16 protein-coding genes are annotated in these 15,406 nt (G+C 71.6%); 14 read left to right on the top strand and 2 right to left on the bottom strand.

From position 1 onward, the window contains the following. The first annotated feature begins 38 nt into the window (after positions 1-38). From B0I32_RS28540 to B0I32_RS28500, 9 genes are all read left to right on the top strand, one after another. On the top strand, positions 39-641 hold the full coding sequence (locus tag B0I32_RS28540; RefSeq protein WP_106245030.1) for an ACT domain-containing protein: 603 nt from the start codon (positions 39-41) through the stop codon (positions 639-641). 68 nt (positions 642-709) lie between these two features. Further along, a complete protein-coding gene (locus tag B0I32_RS28535; protein ID WP_245956090.1) occupies positions 710-1,258 on the top strand; it encodes a MaoC family dehydratase in 549 nt (182 codons plus the stop codon). 10 nt (positions 1,259-1,268) lie between these two features. Further along, positions 1,269-2,432 carry an acyl-CoA dehydrogenase family protein gene (locus B0I32_RS28530; RefSeq protein ID WP_106245029.1) on the top strand — a complete coding sequence of 388 codons (1,164 nt, stop codon included), beginning with the start codon at positions 1,269-1,271 and terminating at the stop codon, positions 2,430-2,432. 50 nt (positions 2,433-2,482) lie between these two features. Then, positions 2,483-3,670, top strand: coding sequence for a cation diffusion facilitator family transporter (locus B0I32_RS28520; RefSeq protein ID WP_181307882.1), 1,188 nt, complete (start codon positions 2,483-2,485; stop codon positions 3,668-3,670). Positions 3,671-3,751: 81 nt separating this feature from the next. Continuing rightward, on the top strand, positions 3,752-5,266 hold the full coding sequence (locus B0I32_RS28515; RefSeq protein WP_245956089.1) for an acyltransferase family protein: 1,515 nt from the start codon (positions 3,752-3,754) through the stop codon (positions 5,264-5,266). Further along, positions 5,250-5,387, top strand: coding sequence for a hypothetical protein (locus B0I32_RS57920; protein WP_181307880.1), 138 nt, complete (start codon positions 5,250-5,252; stop codon positions 5,385-5,387). The genes B0I32_RS28515 and B0I32_RS57920 overlap by 17 nt, the downstream gene beginning before the upstream one ends. Before the next feature lie 305 nt (positions 5,388-5,692). Continuing rightward, positions 5,693-6,877, top strand: a complete 1,185-nt coding sequence (locus B0I32_RS28510; RefSeq protein WP_106245026.1) for a hypothetical protein — start codon at positions 5,693-5,695, stop codon at positions 6,875-6,877. A 146-nt stretch (positions 6,878-7,023) separates the two neighbouring features. Beyond that, positions 7,024-7,290, top strand: coding sequence for a type II toxin-antitoxin system Phd/YefM family antitoxin (locus tag B0I32_RS28505; protein ID WP_106245390.1), 267 nt, complete (start codon positions 7,024-7,026; stop codon positions 7,288-7,290). Next, the gene (locus B0I32_RS28500; RefSeq protein ID WP_106245024.1) at positions 7,287-7,547 is read left to right on the top strand and encodes a Txe/YoeB family addiction module toxin; all 261 of its coding nucleotides are present in this window, start codon (positions 7,287-7,289) and stop codon (positions 7,545-7,547) included. Before B0I32_RS28505 ends, B0I32_RS28500 begins: the two co-directional genes overlap by 4 nt. 40 nt (positions 7,548-7,587) lie before the next feature. Here B0I32_RS28500 and B0I32_RS28495 read toward each other — a convergent pair whose 3' ends face one another. Beyond that, a complete protein-coding gene (locus B0I32_RS28495) occupies positions 7,588-8,871 on the bottom strand; it encodes an ABC transporter ATP-binding protein (protein ID WP_106245022.1) in 1,284 nt (427 codons plus the stop codon). A 384-nt stretch (positions 8,872-9,255) separates the two neighbouring features. Between B0I32_RS28495 and B0I32_RS28490 the strand changes: the two genes are divergently transcribed. After that, positions 9,256-10,281 (top strand): LacI family DNA-binding transcriptional regulator, encoded by a 1,026-nt coding sequence (locus tag B0I32_RS28490; protein ID WP_106245021.1) that lies wholly within the window; start codon positions 9,256-9,258, stop codon positions 10,279-10,281. Next, on the top strand, positions 10,278-11,219 hold the full coding sequence (locus B0I32_RS28485) for a carbohydrate kinase family protein (protein WP_106245019.1): 942 nt from the start codon (positions 10,278-10,280) through the stop codon (positions 11,217-11,219). Before B0I32_RS28490 ends, B0I32_RS28485 begins: the two co-directional genes overlap by 4 nt. Positions 11,220-11,247: 28 nt before the next feature. Here the strand turns inward: B0I32_RS28485 and B0I32_RS28480 are convergent, their stop codons facing one another. After that, on the bottom strand, positions 11,248-12,459 hold the full coding sequence (locus B0I32_RS28480) for an MFS transporter (RefSeq protein WP_181307878.1): 1,212 nt from the start codon (positions 12,457-12,459) through the stop codon (positions 11,248-11,250). Positions 12,460-12,623: 164 nt separating this feature from the next. Between B0I32_RS28480 and B0I32_RS28475 the strand changes: the two genes are divergently transcribed. The 3 genes from B0I32_RS28475 (at position 12,624) to B0I32_RS28465 (ending at position 15,400) form a co-directional block, all read left to right on the top strand. Beyond that, a complete protein-coding gene (locus tag B0I32_RS28475; protein ID WP_106245016.1) occupies positions 12,624-13,538 on the top strand; it encodes a sugar kinase in 915 nt (304 codons plus the stop codon). Between the two features lie 140 nt (positions 13,539-13,678). Next, positions 13,679-14,299, top strand: coding sequence for a bifunctional 4-hydroxy-2-oxoglutarate aldolase/2-dehydro-3-deoxy-phosphogluconate aldolase (locus B0I32_RS28470; RefSeq protein WP_106245015.1), 621 nt, complete (start codon positions 13,679-13,681; stop codon positions 14,297-14,299). 195 nt (positions 14,300-14,494) lie between these two features. Further along, positions 14,495-15,400, top strand: coding sequence for a D-isomer specific 2-hydroxyacid dehydrogenase family protein (locus tag B0I32_RS28465; protein WP_106245013.1), 906 nt, complete (start codon positions 14,495-14,497; stop codon positions 15,398-15,400). Positions 15,401-15,406: the final 6 nt, after the last annotated feature.

Here is a 15,406-nt window from a genome sequence, read left to right as displayed (position 1 = left end):
TGCGCGGCAATGTGGGAGCCTTCGGAAGGGAGGCGGCAATGCTGCTGCGGCTGAGGGTGTCGTTGCCGGACCGGCCGGGCGGTCTCGGTCAGGTCGCGAAGGCGCTGGGCGCGCTGGGGGCGGACATCCTCCAGGTCACCGTCCTGGAACGCGAGGCCGGCCGGGCCGTGGACGACTTCACCGTCTCCTGGCCGGGACAGGTGAGCGCGGCCGAGGTACGCGACCGGATGTCCGCCATGCCGGGCGTACGCGTCGAGGGGGTCTGGCCCACCAGGGAGATGCCCGGCTCGGCGCCCGACTACGACCTGCTCATGCACGTCGCCGCCGAACCCGCCAGGGGTTACGCCACCCTGGTGGACGCGCTGCCGGGCCTCTGCGGCGCCGAATGGTCGCTGGCGGTGGCCGACGGCGCCGTCCAGCATGCCTCCATGGCCGCGCCCGCCGAGTTCGAGCTGCCCCAGCAGCCGCCGCGGGCCATCACCGTGGACGCCAAGGAGATGCAGTTGCTGCTGCTGCCCGTCGTCACGGCCGGGCTGCACGTGGTGGTCGCCCGCGCCGACGGGCCGGTGTTCCACCGCGCCGAGGTGGAGCGCGCCGCCCGCATCGTGGACGTGGTGGCCAAGCTCGCGGGCCGCGCGTAGGCGCTCACGGCGCGCGGGTGCTCGGGGCCCGCGCGGGTGATTGACCGAACAATCATCTGGTCACTAACGTGAACGGTCTGATCGTCGGTGAACAGGAGCCGCACGTGACCGTCCACGAGCCCAGCATCGGCCGCTACTACGAGGACTTCACCATAGGTGACGTCTACCAGCACCCCATGGGGCGGACGATCGGCGAGTCGGACAACACCTGGTTCACGCTGCTGACCATGAACACCAACCAGAACCACTTCAACGCCCACTTCGCCGCCAAGGCCCCCACCGGAAAGATCATCGTGAACTCCGGGCTGAGCGTGGCCATCGTGCTCGGCCTGTCGGTCATCGACGTCAGCCAGACCGCGATCATGAACCTGGGCTGGGACGGCATCAAGCTCACCCACCCCGTCTTCGTGGGCGACACCCTCTACGCCGAGTCCAAGGTGACCGGCAAGCGGGAGTCGAAGTCGCGCCCGTACGCCGGGATCGTCACCTGCTACACGCGCGGGCTCAACCAGGACGGCGACGAGGTCATGTCGTGGACGCGGACCGTCATGGTCTACAAACGCGACGCCCCGCACGACAAGGGCTACTTCCCCCAGGCCAAGACCGGCCCGCTCTGAGAAGAGGCACATGGACTTCGAGCTGACCGACGAGCAGAAGGCGTTCCGCGAGACCCTGCGCACGTTCGTGGACAAGGAGATCCTGCCGGTGGCCACCGAGTGGGAGCATTCCGGCCGCTATCCCACCGAGATCGTCGACAAGATGAAGCGGATGGGACTGTTCGGGCTGTCCGTGCCGGAGGAGTACGGCGGCATGGCGGCCGACATGGTCTCGTTCGCGCTGGTCTTCGAGGAGATCGCGCGCGGCTGGATGGGCGTGGCCGGCACCATCGGCTCCCACTCGCTGGCCTGCTGGATGATCGCCCGCCACGGCACCGAGGAGCAGAAGCGGCTGCACCTCGCCGACCTGGCGAGCGGCGCCCGCCGTACCGGGATCGCGCTGACCGAGCCCGGCGCGGGCACCGACCTGCAGGGGATCCAGACCAGAGCGGTACGCGACGGCGACCACTACGTCGTCACCGGCACCAAGACGTGGATCACCAACGCCCGCCACGCCGACCCGCTGCCCGTGCTGGTCAAGACCTCCATCACCGAACCCGCGCACAAGGGCATGTCGGTGCTGCTCGTCGACCCCTCGTCCGCCGGCTTCGGCGTCAGCCGCGACCTGCCCAAGCTCGGCTACAAGGGCACCGAGACGTGCGAGGTGGTGCTCGACGAGGTACGCGTGCCGGTCTCGTGCCTGCTCGGCGGCGTCGAGGGGCGGGGCATGCAGCAGGTGCTCGGCGGGCTGGAGATCGGGCGGATCAACATCGCCGCCCGCGCCGTCGGCGTGGCCCAGGCCGCGTACGACGCCGCGCTGGCCTACTCGCGCGAGCGCACCGCCTTCGGGCAGCCGATCTCCGACTTCCAGGCCGTCCAGCTCAAGCTCGCCGACCTGGCCACCGAGATCCAGGCCGCCCGGCTGCTCACGTACTGGGCCGCCTCCCAGGCCGACGGCGGCAAGCGGGTGGACATGGAGGCGGGCATGGCCAAGTACTTCGCCTCCGAGGTGGCGCTCAAGGCGTCGCTGGAGGCGATGCGGATCCACGGCGGGTACGGGTACTCGCAGGAGTTCGTCGTCGAACGGCTCTACCGGGACGCGCCGCTGATGGCGATCGGCGAGGGCACCAACGACGTCCAGCGCCTGGTCATCGCCCGCGCGCTGATCTCCGGCAAGGGGAAGGTGGGCTGGTAGGGGGGGCCTTATCCTGCTCGAAGGGATGACGTGCGTGATCGGGGGATGCCATGGGTGACCAGCCGAACACCGGCCCGTCGGCGCACCACCAAGACCACGACCCCGTTCCCGACCACGACCATGACCATGACCACGACCCCGTTCCCGACCACGACCATGACCATGACCACGACCCCGTTCCCGACCACGACCATGACCATGACCACGACCCCGAGCACGGCCACGGTCACGGTCATCAGCGGAGGCGGGGGATCAAGGCGGTGCTGGGGTGGGTCGCGCACGCCGTGACCCCGCACAGCCACGACTCCGCCGGCAAGACGGACACCGCACTGGAGTCCAGCAGCCGCGGCATGCGGGTGCTGGCCATCTCGTTCGCCGTCCTCATGGTCACCGCCGCCGTCCAGGCGGTCATCGTCGTCGCCTCCGGCTCGGTCGCGCTGCTCGGCGACACCCTGCACAACCTGGCCGACGCGCTCACCGCCGTGCCGCTGGCCATCGCGTTCTCGCTCGGCCGCCGCGCCGCCACCCGCCGCTACACCTACGGCTACGGCCGGGCGGAGGACCTGGCGGGCATCATCATCGTGCTGCTCATCACCGCCTCCGCGGCCCTGGCCGGGTACGAGGCCGTCCTGCGGCTGCTGGACCCCCAGGAGATCAGGGCCGTGGGGTGGGTGGCCGCGGCGGCGGTGATCGGGTTCGCCGGGAACGAGTGGGTGGCCCGCTACCGCATCAAGGTGGGCCGGGAGATCGGCTCGGCCGCGCTGGTCGCCGACGGCCTGCACGCCAGGACCGACGGCTTCACCTCGCTGGCCGTCCTGCTGGGCGCGGGCGGCGCCGCGCTCGGCTTCCCGCTCGCCGACCCCGTCGTGGGGCTGCTCATCACGATCGCCATCTGCTACGTCCTGCGCGACGCGGCGCGCGAGATCTACCACCGGCTCATGGACGCCGTCGACCCCGCCCTGGTGGACGCGGCGGAAGACGTCCTGGCCGGAGTGGAGGGCGTGCGGCGGGTGGAGTCGGTGCGGCTGCGGTGGATCGGGCACGCGCTGCACGCCGAGGTGGAGATCCTCGTCGATCACGACATGTCGGTCGTACGCGCGCACGAGGTGGCGGTACGGGCCGAGCACCGGCTCATCCACGACCTGCCGCGCCTGCGGGCCGCCACGGTGCACACCGACCCGGACGGTCCTGACGGCGCCGACCACCACGCCCCCCTGGCCGACCACCACACCCCGTAGCCGGTCGCTGGCCGGATCCGGCGGCGCCGGCCACGGAAAGACCCCAGCATCACTCACCCCGTAACGGGTAGGTTGGGCCGGGTGTCCGCAGCCGCCCCGCACCCCGACGCCACCCCTTCCCGCGCTCCCGCCGCAGCTTCGGCACCGGCGTCCGCCCCTGCCCCGGCCTCCGCGTCAGCCGCCGCCCAGACCCCGGCCGCCGCCCAGACCCCGGTAACCGGACAGGCCCCGGTAACCGGGCAGGCCCCGGTCACCGGACAGGCTCCGGTCGCTGAACAGACCTCGGTTGCTGAACAGGCTGCGGCCGCCGCTAAAGCCCCGGCCGCCGGCCCGAGGCTCGCCTGGCTGGACGCCCTGCGCGGCATCGGCGCCCTGGCGGTGGTGGCCGAGCACCTCCTGCCCTGGTTCCTGCCCGGCCTGCGGCCCTACTGGTTCAACCTGGGCGTCTACGGCATCCTGGTGTTCTTCCTGGTCAGCGGCTACATCATCCCCACGTCCCTGGAACGCCACGGCGACGTACGCGCCTTCTGGATCAGCCGCTTCTTCCGCCTCTACCCCCTCTACCTCGGCGTCATCGTCGCGGTGCTGGCCCTGTCCTGGTGGGTGCCGGTGCGGGAGGCCGTCCCCCGTGACGGGAGCGCGGTGGCGGCGCACGCGACCATGCTGCTCGACGTCGTCAGCGTGGGCGGGGTGGCCGACACGATGTGGACGCTCTCGTACGAGATGGTGTTCTACCTGCTGGTCACGGCGCTGTTCCTGACCCGCGGGCACGATCGCAGCGGGCTGCTGTCGATGCTCTTCGCGGTGGCCGCGGTCGTGGTCGGGCTGATCGTGTCGGGGGCGGTGCTGAAGGGGGCGTGGCCGGCGTACGTGTCGTGCGCGGTGTTCGTCGTCGGGCTGACGGGCGTGGTGGCGGGCCGGCTCCGTACCGCCTCGGCCTGCGTGCTGGGCGTCATGGCGGTGGTGCTGCTGCTGATGAGCAGCCGGGTGCCGTGGCTGGGCGCGGCGGTGCTGGCGGTGATGTTCGCGGGTACGGCCGTGCACCGGTGGGAGCGCGGCACCGGCCGGCTGTGGCCGGTGGCGGTCACCGCGGTCCTGGTCGGCATCGCGCCGCTGTGGGCCATCGAGAGCGGCTGGTGGTGGGTGCAGGCCGACGTGTGGTTCACCACGATCGCGCTGGCCGGGGCCACGTTCGCGGGCGGGATGGCGCTGCGCGGCAGGCGGCTGCCCCGGGTGCTGGTCTGGTTCGGGCTGATCAGCTACTCGCTCTACCTGGTGCACCATCCGGTGCTGAAGTACTTCGTGCAGGTCAGCGGCGATCTGCGGCGGGCGGAGGCGCCGTACCAGGTGGCCATGACCGCCCTGGCCCTGGCGCTGCTCGTCGGCGTCAGCGCGCTGACCTACCGGTACGTCGAGCGGCCGATGCAGGACCTCGGCCGGCGGATCTCACGCCGATACCGTGACCGGCCCCAGGGCGGCGCCGACGCGCGGGTGGCGGGACAGGGCGCGGGCGACGACGGGGTCCTCGGCGAGCAGGAAGGCCAGGTGCCTGACCGCGTGCGCGACCACGTTGGCCAGGGTGACGCTCTGCGGTGACGGCATCGCCGGCGCCTGCCCCCTGGTGATCTCCAGCACCGGCACCTCGGTCGCGGGCAGCCAGGGCGACGGATCGGGGCAGACCGCGTACGTCAGGACGATCTTCCCGTCCGGTTCGTAGCGCCAGCTGGTGGAATGCAACACCGTGTCCGGGTCGCCGGGCGCGACCCCGCTCAGCCGGCGCGCCGTCTCGTCGGGGCTCTCCCCACGTAGCGGCCGGGTAAGGGCATGCCGATAGGCCCAGCGACTGTCGGTGCCCACCCGTAGCATGAGCGTCTCAACCGAGATCACGTGTCTTCCCGTCACCACCCCTAACTTACTGCCCATCATGTGCAGGTGCGTTCCATAGGCATATCGTCCTCGCTCTTGCACCAGCGCGGTGAGCCGGGTTGTAGTCGATGGCGTGCGAGAGAGAGGCCGACAGCCATGCCCGGTTTGCTGGTGCTGATGGGGTCGGGCGAGACGAGCCCGACCATGGTCGAGATCCACCGCGCCGCGGCGCGGACCCTGCGCGCGGGGGCGCGGGCCGTGCTGCTCGACACTCCCTACGCCTTCCAGGAAAACCGCGCCGACATCTCCGCCCGCGCCTGCCAATATTTCGCCCGCAGCGTCGGCCTGGACGTCGAGGTGGCGCCCGCGATCACCGGCGCCGACTGGGTGTTCTCCGGCCCCGGCAGCCCCACCTACGCCCTCGACCGGTGGGCCGGCTCCGGCGTGGCCGGCGACCTGCGGGCCAGGGTCAGGGCCCGCGAGGGGGTGACCGTGCTGGCCTCGGCGGCGGCCTGCACGGCGGGCCTGGCCACGGTGCCGGTCTACGAGATCTACAAGGTGGGCGCCGAGCCCCACTGGCGCGAGGGCGTCGACCTGCTGGAGCCGCTGGGGCTGCAGGCCGTGCTCATCCCCCACTACGACAACGCCGAGGGCGGCACCCACGACACCCGCTACTGCTACCTGGGCGAGCGCCGGCTCTCACGCATGGAGCGCGAGCTGCCGCCCGGCACCGCCGTGCTCGGTCTCGACGAGCACACGGCGCTGGTCATCGATCTGGAGAGCGAGTCCGTACGCATCGCGGGCCGGGGCGGCCTGACCGTGCGCCGCCCCGGCGCGCAGACGGTCCTGCCCAGCGGCACCCGCCTCGACCTGGCCGAGCTGCGCCGCCTGGCCGAGGGCGGCGCGGGCGGCCCCGTCCCGGCCCTGCCCGAGCCGGAGAGTCTGCCCGCCGAGGTGACGCTGGAGGAGTCGATCCAGTCCTGCGAAGAGCTGTTCAAGGCCGCCGCCGACCGCCCCGACCTGGTGGCGGCGGCGCAGGCCGTGCTCGACCTGGAGGCGGAGATGGTCAAGTGGGCCGCCGACACGGAGGAGGACTCCGGCGGGGTCGAGCAGGCCAGAGAGCTGATGCGGCTGCTGATCGCCCGCCTCGGCGAGCTCGCCGCGACCGCCGCCCAGCGCTCCCAGGCCCTCCCGTCCCTGGTCGAGCCGCTGCTCGCGCTCCGGGCCGAGCTGCGCGGCCAGGGCTGCTACGACGTCGCCGACGCCCTGCGCGCGGCGTTGACCCGCGGCGGCGTCACGATCGAGGACACCCCCGACGGCTCCCGCTGGACGACCGCATGACGGCCGACCTTCCATGGACGGCGGCGGCCTCGGCAAAGACAGGGTAAAGTCGTCTCATCACTCCACGTAGTCGAGTGGTCACTATTGAGCGTCTTTGGCGGCCCTCTCTTCAGGAAGGGGTGTACATCATCATGTACACTGTCGATATGAAGGTGATGACCATGTCCGAATCGCGAGCTAACTATGCGGCTACTCTCGATGCCGTCATCGACGACCAGGAAGAGGTCCTCATCACGCGCCCAGGCGGGGAAGGCGTGGTCATGGTGTCTCAGCGCGAGTATGAGTCGATGCGCGAGACGCTCTACCTGATGGCCTCCCCCGAGAACCGCAGACGACTGTCGGAGGCGATCGCCAGTCTGGAGGCCGGCGGCGGCACTGTCCGTGAACTAGTCGATGGGGACCTCACTCCGTGAAGATTCTCTTCGCCGAGCTAGCCTGGGCGGACTACTGCTACTGGCAGCGAGAAGATCGGCGCATCCTCAAGAGGATCAACCAGTTGATCGCCGACATAACCCGGAACGAAAACGAAGGCATTGGCAAGCCGGAACCGCTGAAGTATGAATGGTCTGGCTACTGGTCCCGGCGTATCACCTCAGAGCACCGGCTCGTCTACCACGTCACCGACGATCTCGTCATGATCGCCGCCTGCCGCTATCACTACGAGAAGTAGCGTCCGTCGGTCGGGAACGCCTGGCGCGAAGCGGTCCCGGCTAGCGGCGTGGGGGGTCGATGCGGGTGCCGTCCGAGGTGAAGATCATGATGCGGGAGAGGTCGACCGCCACCTTGGCGGCGTCGCCGGTGCGCCAGACGGGCCGGTTGCCGAGGCGGACGATCAGGTCGGAGCGGCGGTGGATGCCGCTGTTGGTGTTCTGGCCCACCTGCTCCTGGTCCTGCGGCTCCGGCACCCGCGGCGAGAAGAGCCGGCGCATCATGCCCGACACCTTGCCCGTCCCGTTCCTGGCCCCGTTGACGCGCCGGCGCTGGTCCGGCGGCTCAGGCACCGGCACGGCGGGCATCCCGCACTCCAGGTACGCCAGCCACTCGTGCCCGTGGTACTCCAGCGCCCGCACCCGCCCGTAGAAGGACGGCCCCTCGTACGACTCCGGCACCGGAGCCAGCCCGTCCGGCCGGAGCCCGACCAGGACCTGCCCGCCGGTGTGCTGCGAGATCGCGTACGCCCTGGGATCGCTCCACGGCAACGTGAGCCGGTGCGGGCCGAAATCCAGCATGACGTACTGGTTCTGCGGTGTCCTGACCCCGGCCGCCAGAAGGTTCAACTGCTGGGAGTTGAGGAAGGCCGCCACGAAGGCCGTCGCTGGATCGTTGTAAATCTGGGCCGGAGTGCCGACGTCCTGCAGGACGCCGCGGTTCAGGATCGCGATCCGGTCCGCCAGCGTCAACGCCTCCACCTGGTCGTGCGTGACGTAGATCGTGGTCACGCCGAGCGACCTGACCAGCGAGGAGATCTCCATCCGCAGCTCGGTGCGCATGCCGGCGTCCAGGTTCGACAGCGGCTCGTCCATGAGGAAGAGCTTCGGCTGGCGCACGATCGCCCGGCCCATCGCCACCCGCTGGCGCTGGCCGCCGGAGAGCGTGCCGGGACGGCGGTCGAGGGTCTCGTCGATGTGCAGCGCCTTGGACAGCTCGGTGACGCGCTCGCGCACCATCGACGGGTCCGACTTGGCGATCTCCAGGGGAAAGGCGATGTTCCCGCGTACGGTCCTGTGCGGGTAGAGCGCGCCGTTCTGGAACACCATCGCCACGTCACGGTCGCGCGGGGCCAGGTGGTTGGCCATCTCGCCGTCCAGCCACAGGTCGCCTTCGGTGATCTCCTCCAGCCCGGCGATCATGCGGAGCAGCGTGGACTTGCCGCATCCTGAGGGGCCGAGGAGGACGAGGAACTCGCCGTCATCGGCCTGAAGGCTCAGCCGGTCGACTGCCAGGTAGCCGCCCGGATACACCTTGGTCACTTTGTCGAGAACGACCGAGCTCATGGGCCCACACCTTGCGTGTCACCTGGGACGAGGCTGATTGAAGAGGTAGTACATCGCGGTTTAACGCTACATGTCCACCCTGGAGATAAAGAATCTCATTCGGCGGCGTTTCGGTCAGGGGTTTTGGGCATCCGTACGCCGTTATTTCCGTATTTCGGGTTAGAAAGGGCTTGCGTAAATTTGCGGAAAGAGATTTCATATGGGGAACCGTCCGGGGGAGGCACGCGTTGCGCGCAGGGGAGACGATGGTCGCTCGGCAGCCGGATGCGGTGATCCACCAGGCCGGGACCCGCGCGCGCCACGACGTCTCAGGAGAGCTCACGATCGCCTCCGATGTCCCTGTAGCAGCGGATTCGGCCGCCCGGCGGAAAGTAAAGTAAGGGCATGAACGGTCACGCTCGTCTCGCCGACATCGCCGCCCAGGCCGGGGTGAGCGAGGCCACCGTCAGCCGGGTGCTCAACGGCAAACCCGGGGTCTCGGCCGCCACCCGCCAATCGGTGATGACCGCCCTCGATCTGATGGGCTACGAGCGCCCGCCCCGGCTGCGCCAGCGCAGCAACGGGCTGGTCGGCCTGGTCACGCCCGAGCTGGACAACCCGATCTTCCCCGCGTTCGCGCAGGCCATCGAGAAGGCGCTGACCCAGCACGGCTACACGCCGGTGCTCTGCACCCAGCTGCCCGGCGGCGCGCCGGAGGACGAGTTCACCGAGCTGCTCGTCGATCGCGGCGTCAGCGGCATCGTGTTCGTCTCCGGGCTGCACGCCGACACCACCGCGCGGATGGACCGCTACACCCGCCTCACCGACCGCGGCCTGCCGATCGTGCTGGTCGACGGCTACAGCGAGCACATCGACGCCCCCTTCATCTCGCCCGACGACCGCCTGTCCGCGCGGCTGGCCGTGCAGCACCTGGTCGACCTCGGCCACGAGCGGATCGGCATCGCGCTCGGGCCGCCCAGGTTCGTGCCGGTGATCAGGAAGATCGAGGGCTACCGGCAGGCCATGACACAGCTGCTCGGCGCGGGCGACGCGGACGACCTGATCGCCCACTCGCTGTTCTCCGTCGAGGGCGGGCAGGCCGCCGCCGCGCAGCTGCTCGACCGCGGCTGCACCGGCATCGTGTGCGCGAGCGACCTGATGGCGCTGGGCGCGATCCGGGCGTGCCGGCAGAAGGGGCTGTCGGTGCCGGGCGAGGTGTCCGTGGTCGGGTTCGACGACTCGCCGCTGATCGCGTTCACCGATCCGCCGCTGACGACCGTGCGCAAGCCGATCGGGGCGATGGCGTCGGCGGCCGTGCAGACCCTGCTCGAAGAGGTCAACGGCGCCCCCGCCAAACACGTCGAGCTGATCTTCCAGCCCGAGCTGGTCGTCCGCGGCTCCACCGGCTCAGGGCCGCTGGTCAACCGGTGAGCGGGCACGACGTCCTCGTCCTCGGCGGGGCCGGGGTCGACACGACGGTCTACGTGCCCGAGCTGCCGCTCCCGTACCGCGACACCTATCAGGTGCCGCCGGTCACGGACCGGATCGGCAACACCGGCGCGGGCGTCGCGCTCGGCTGTCACGCGCTCGGGCTCGGCGTCGCCTTCGCCGACCTCATCGGCGACGACCCGCAGGGCGCGCTGATCCGCCACGCGCTGCGCGACCTCGACTGCCGCTGGGGTCCTGCTGAGGCGGGCACCCGGCGCAGCGTCCTGCTCGTGGGTCCCGACGGCCGGCGCACGTCGTTCTACGACGCGAAGGCGACGCCCGGCGAGCTCATGCCCAGGCAGTTGTACGCGGACGTGCGCCCCCGCCACGTGCACCTGTCGATCATGGACTTCTGCCGTCACCTCATCCCCGAGTTCGACGGCGTGCCGCTCTCCACCGACCTGCACGACTGGGACGGCGCCGCCGGCTACCAGAAGGACTTCGCCTACGGCTGCGACCTGGTCTTCCTGTCGGCCGCGGCCCTGCCCGACCCGCCCGCCGTCATGCGCGACCTGATCGCGCGCGGGCGCGCCCGCACGGTCGTGTGCACGCGCGGAGCCGACGGCTGCCTCGTCCTGACCCGCGACGAGGTGCTCGTCGGCGGCGGCGCGGGCGAGGCGCGCGTCCCCGAGGGTGAGGTGCTCTTCCGCGAGGGCGAGGTGCGGGCCTTCCCGGCCGCGCCGCTGCCCGGTCCGGTGGCCGACAGCAACGGCGCCGGCGACGCGTTCGTCTCCGGGTTCCTGTACGGGAGCCTGCGCGGCGAGCCGCTGGAGCGGTGCGTCCGCCTCGGCGCGGTCGCGGGCGCCCACGCCTGCACGGTCACCGGAACCCACGAGTCCCCGATCACCGAGCCGCTGCTGCTCGCCAGAGCCGCCGGCTGAACCCCTCAGGCGCCGGCCGGATGCCCGTTCAGGCGTCGGCCGGGCGGCCTCTGTCCAGTTCTCGCCAGGTGCGCAGGACGAACGGCGGCACCGAGATCAGCACGTAGACCACGGTGAAGGCGAGCAGGGTGGTCCCGAGGCTGGTCAGCGTGGACAGCGCCCCGGCCAGCAGGCCGCCCACCGGCATGCCCGCGTACGCCGCCGCCGTCATCGCCCCGATCACCCGTGCCCGCATCCGTACGGGGATCCGGGCGTACTGCAGGATGCCCAGAATGGGGTTGATCGCGCCCGCCGCGAACCCGGACAGGGCGGTGACCGCCATCGCGACGAAGAACGGCGCGTCCAGGGCCAGCACGAGCACGCGCGGCACCCCGGCGACCAGGAAGCACAGCCCGTACGTCAGCCGCATCGGTAATCGGCTGCCTACCGCCCCGTACACCACCGTCCCCGCCACCGCGCCGGCACCCAGCGCCCCCGTGAGCAGGCCGAACGCCCGCGGATCGCCGACCACGTCGCGCGCGTACAGGGCCAGCAGCACCTGCGTCACACCGGTGTCGAGCAGGTTGACCACCACGATCATCGCGGTGGCGCTCAGCTGCAGCCGGTCCCGCCACAGGAACGCCAGCCCCGCCCGCAGGCCGTCCAGATAGCCGCCGCGCTCCCGTTCGCGCTGGACCACCCGCGGCACCCCGCCCGCCACCAGCAGCGCGGACAGCAGGAACGTGACCCCGTCCACGAACAGCGGCAGGCTCGGCCCGAGCCAGAGGATCAGCACCCCCGCCAGCGGCGCGCCCACCATCGCCGACCCCCGGTACACCCCGTCGTAGGCGGCGGTCGCCCGCTCGATCGGCACACCGGCCAGCGCCGCGAGGTCGGGCAGCATGGCCTTGCGCGCGGTCTCCCCGGGAGTGGAGGCCGTCCAGCGCAGGAACAGCAGCACCAGGAGCAGCGGATAACTCAGGCCGCCGGTCAGGAACAGCACCGGCAGCGCCAGCACGAGCAGGCCGCTGACCAGGTCGGACAGCACGCTCGTGACCCGGAACCCGAGCCAGTCCACCAGCGTGCCGCCGAAGGCGGCGGAGATGACGATGGGAAAGGTCATCGCGAACGCGGCCAGCCCGGTCAGGGCGGCGCTGCCGGTCGTGTCCAGGACGAACCACGGGACGGCGAGGATGGAGAGCATGTTGCCGGTGGTGGACAGGGCGTTGGCGGCCAGCAAGGTGATGAATGGACGCCTCACGAGTGATGCCCCCGCACTGTTCTCCTGGTTCAGCGTCACTCAGGGGCGGCTCGTGGTCAAGGGAACCGCCTGCGGGGCTGGTGACCGATAAGTCGCAATAAAGGTGATTTGATAGTACGGCTCGCCGCCCCCGGTGGAGCAGAGACGATCGAGGAGCTCGAAGCGTGAGTGTCGTGGTGTGCGGTGAGGCGATGCTGCTGATGCTGGCCGAGCCGGGCATCCCGCTGGAACGCGCCACCACGTTCCGGCGCTCCGTCGCGGGAGCGGAGACCAACGTGGCCGCCGGCCTGGCCCGGCTCGGCCACGAGGTGCGCTGGCTCGGCCGGGTCGGCGCCGATCCGGCCGGCGCGTCCGTGCTGGCCATGCTGCGCGCCGAGGGCATCGACACCCGCCACGCCGTCACGGACCCGTCCGCGCCGACCGGGCTGCTGCTGCGTGACAGCCATCCGGCCAGGGCCATCGACGTGCAGTACTACCGCGCTGGCTCGGCCGCCTCCCGGCTGGAGCCGGAGGAGCTGACGTTCGACATGGTGCGGGAGGCACGGATCGTCCACGTCACCGGGATCACGCCCATGCTGTCCGGCTCGGCGCACCAGGCCACGCTGCGGCTGCTCGACCTGGCCCGGCAGGCGGGCGCGCTGGTCTCCTTCGACCCGAACATCCGGCTCAAGCTGGGCCCGCCCGCGCTGTGGCGCGAACGGGTCGCACCGCTGCTCGGCCGGGCCGACGTGGTGCTGGCGGGGGAGGACGAGCTGGAGCTGCTCCAGGTGGATCCGGCGGGCCTGGACGGGCTCGTCGTGGTCAAGCACCGCGACAAGTTGGCCACGTGCGGCGCGCTGCGGCAGGAGGCGTTTCCGGTGCCCGTCACCGATCCGGTCGGCGCGGGGGACGCCTTCGCCGCCGGGTTCCTGTCCGGGTTGCTGCGCGGGATGCCGTACGAGGTGTGCCTGCGCGAGGCGGCGGCCGTGGCGGCACTCGTGGTGCAGTGCGCCACCGACACCGAGGGGCTCCCCGACCGGGCCGCCCTGGACCGCGCGCTGGCCGGGTTCACCGAAGCGGGGGAGACCGTGTACCGCTAGCCATCACCTGCACCGAGACCCTGTACCGCCGGCCGCCACCGGCATCGAGACGGTGTCCCGCTGACCGCCGGCTCCGGCGGGGTCGGGGAGACTGTTACCGCAAGCCGCCGCCTTCACGGGGGCGCGATCGAAGGGAAGTCATGTACCGCTGGGAGATCGTCGAGGCCGTCACCGCGCAGCGGGTGTTCGGGATCGTCAGGAGCGCGGGGCCGCAGGAGGCGGTCGCCGCCGCCGAGGCGGTGCTCGACGCCGGGCTGCGCGCGGTGGAGGTGGCGCTCACCACGCCCCGCGCGCTCACCGCCGTCGCGCGGCTCACCGAGCAGCGGCCCGATGCGCTGATCGGGGCCGGCACCGTGCTCGACGCGGCCGCCGCCCGCGCCGCCGTCGAGGTGGGGGCGCGCTTCCTGGTCTCGCCCAACCTCCACCCCGAGGTGATCCGCGCGGGCCACCGTTACGGCGTGCCCGTGTTCCCCGGCGTGGCCACGCCGAGCGAGATCGTCCGGGCCCTGGAGGAGGGGGCGGACGCGGTCAAGATCTTCCCCGCCTCCGCCGTGTCGCCGTCCTGGCTGCGTGACGTACGCGCCGCGCTGCCCCAGACGCCCGCGATCCCCACCGGCGGCGTGACGATCGACAACGCGCCCGACTGGATCGCGGCCGGCGCCGTCGCCTGCGGCATGGGCTCGGCCCTGACCTCGGGCGGCGCCCAGGCGGCGGGCGAGCGCGTCACCGCCCTCCTCACCCGCCTCGCCGAGGCCCGCTGAGCACCCGCGCCGGGGGCCGTGCGGGCGCTCGGCCGCCTGAGTACCTGGGCCGGGAGCCGTGCTGATGATCGGCGGACCTGGGCACCTGGGCCGGACCCGTCCGCATCACGTACGGTCATGGCGGCGAAGTCCCGGCATCGGGTGCGATATATGCTCACCCGTGATCAATGAGTTACGACCGGAAGGCCGCCCTCGATGACCGTCGCCGTTCACGTCGGGCCCGAGCCCGTGCCCGCGCTCATCGACGCCGTACGCCGCGCAGGCGGGCGCGTCGTGCCCCTGGAGGAGGCCGAGGCGATCGTCTACTACGGCAGCGACGACCCGGCCGAGCTGCGTTCGATGATCCACGAGGGCATCTCCTGGGTGCAGCTGCCGCACGCGGGCGTCGAACGCTGGACCACCGCCGGCGTCATCACCGACGACCCCGTCTTCACCGCCGCCACCGGCTCGTACGGCCCGCAGGTCGCCGAGCACGCGCTGGCCATGATGCTGGCCGCGGCCAAGGGGCTGTACCGGGCGGCCAGGGTGAAGAGCTGGGGGCCCAACGACTCCAGGGAGCTCGCCCGTTCGACGGTCGCGATCATCGGCAGCGGCGGCATCGGCCAGTCGCTGATCCGGCTGCTGGAGCCGTTCGGCTGCACGGTGGTGGCGGTCAGCGACCGCGGCGAGGTGCCCGGCGCGGCCAAGGTCGTGCCGCGCGCCCGTTACCGCGAGGTGCTGCCCGAGGCCGACTACGTCGTCGTCGCCGCTCCCGCCACTCCGCAGACGGCCGGCATGTTCGGGGCGGGCGAGTTCGAGCTCATGCGCGGGGACGCGTGGCTGGTGAACGTCGCCAGAGGCAGCCTCGTCGTCACCGACGACCTGGTACGGGCGCTGCGCGCGGGCCAGATCGGCGGGGCGGCGCTGGACGTCACTGACCCGGAGCCGCTGCCGGACGGGCATCCGCTGTGGGAACTGGACAACGTGCTCATCACCCCGCACAGCGCGAACCCGCGCGCCGCCTACTGGCGCGGCCTGGCCGAACGCGTCACCGCCAACGTCCGCCGCTTCGGCACGGGCGCGCCGCTCGAGGGAGTGGTCTCCCCGAAGCAGGGCTTCTAACCCGGC

The sequence above is a fragment of the Nonomuraea fuscirosea genome (genome assembly GCF_003001935.1).
In the GTDB taxonomy this organism is placed as follows: Bacteria; Actinomycetota; Actinomycetes; order Streptosporangiales; family Streptosporangiaceae; genus Nonomuraea; species Nonomuraea fuscirosea.
Note: the sequence above shows the minus strand (reverse complement) of the source record. Positions and strands in the feature narration are given on the sequence as shown.

What these genes read in the sequence shown, in the direction of transcription:
- B0I32_RS28540 (WP_106245030.1), top strand. Translation starts at nt 39, where the DNA reads ATGCTGCTGCGGCTGAGGGTGTCGTTGCCGGACCGGCCGGGCGGTCTC.
- B0I32_RS28530 (WP_106245029.1), top strand. Translation starts at nt 1,269, where the DNA reads ATGGACTTCGAGCTGACCGACGAGCAGAAGGCGTTCCGCGAGACCCTG.
- B0I32_RS28520 (WP_181307882.1), top strand. Translation starts at nt 2,483, where the DNA reads ATGGGTGACCAGCCGAACACCGGCCCGTCGGCGCACCACCAAGACCAC.
- B0I32_RS28510 (WP_106245026.1), top strand. Translation starts at nt 5,693, where the DNA reads ATGCCCGGTTTGCTGGTGCTGATGGGGTCGGGCGAGACGAGCCCGACC.
- B0I32_RS28505 (WP_106245390.1), top strand. Translation starts at nt 7,024, where the DNA reads ATGAAGGTGATGACCATGTCCGAATCGCGAGCTAACTATGCGGCTACT.
- B0I32_RS28495 (WP_106245022.1), bottom strand. Translation starts at nt 8,871, where the DNA reads ATGAGCTCGGTCGTTCTCGACAAAGTGACCAAGGTGTATCCGGGCGGC.
- B0I32_RS28490 (WP_106245021.1), top strand. Translation starts at nt 9,256, where the DNA reads ATGAACGGTCACGCTCGTCTCGCCGACATCGCCGCCCAGGCCGGGGTG.
- B0I32_RS28470 (WP_106245015.1), top strand. Translation starts at nt 13,679, where the DNA reads ATGTACCGCTGGGAGATCGTCGAGGCCGTCACCGCGCAGCGGGTGTTC.
- B0I32_RS28465 (WP_106245013.1), top strand. Translation starts at nt 14,495, where the DNA reads ATGACCGTCGCCGTTCACGTCGGGCCCGAGCCCGTGCCCGCGCTCATC.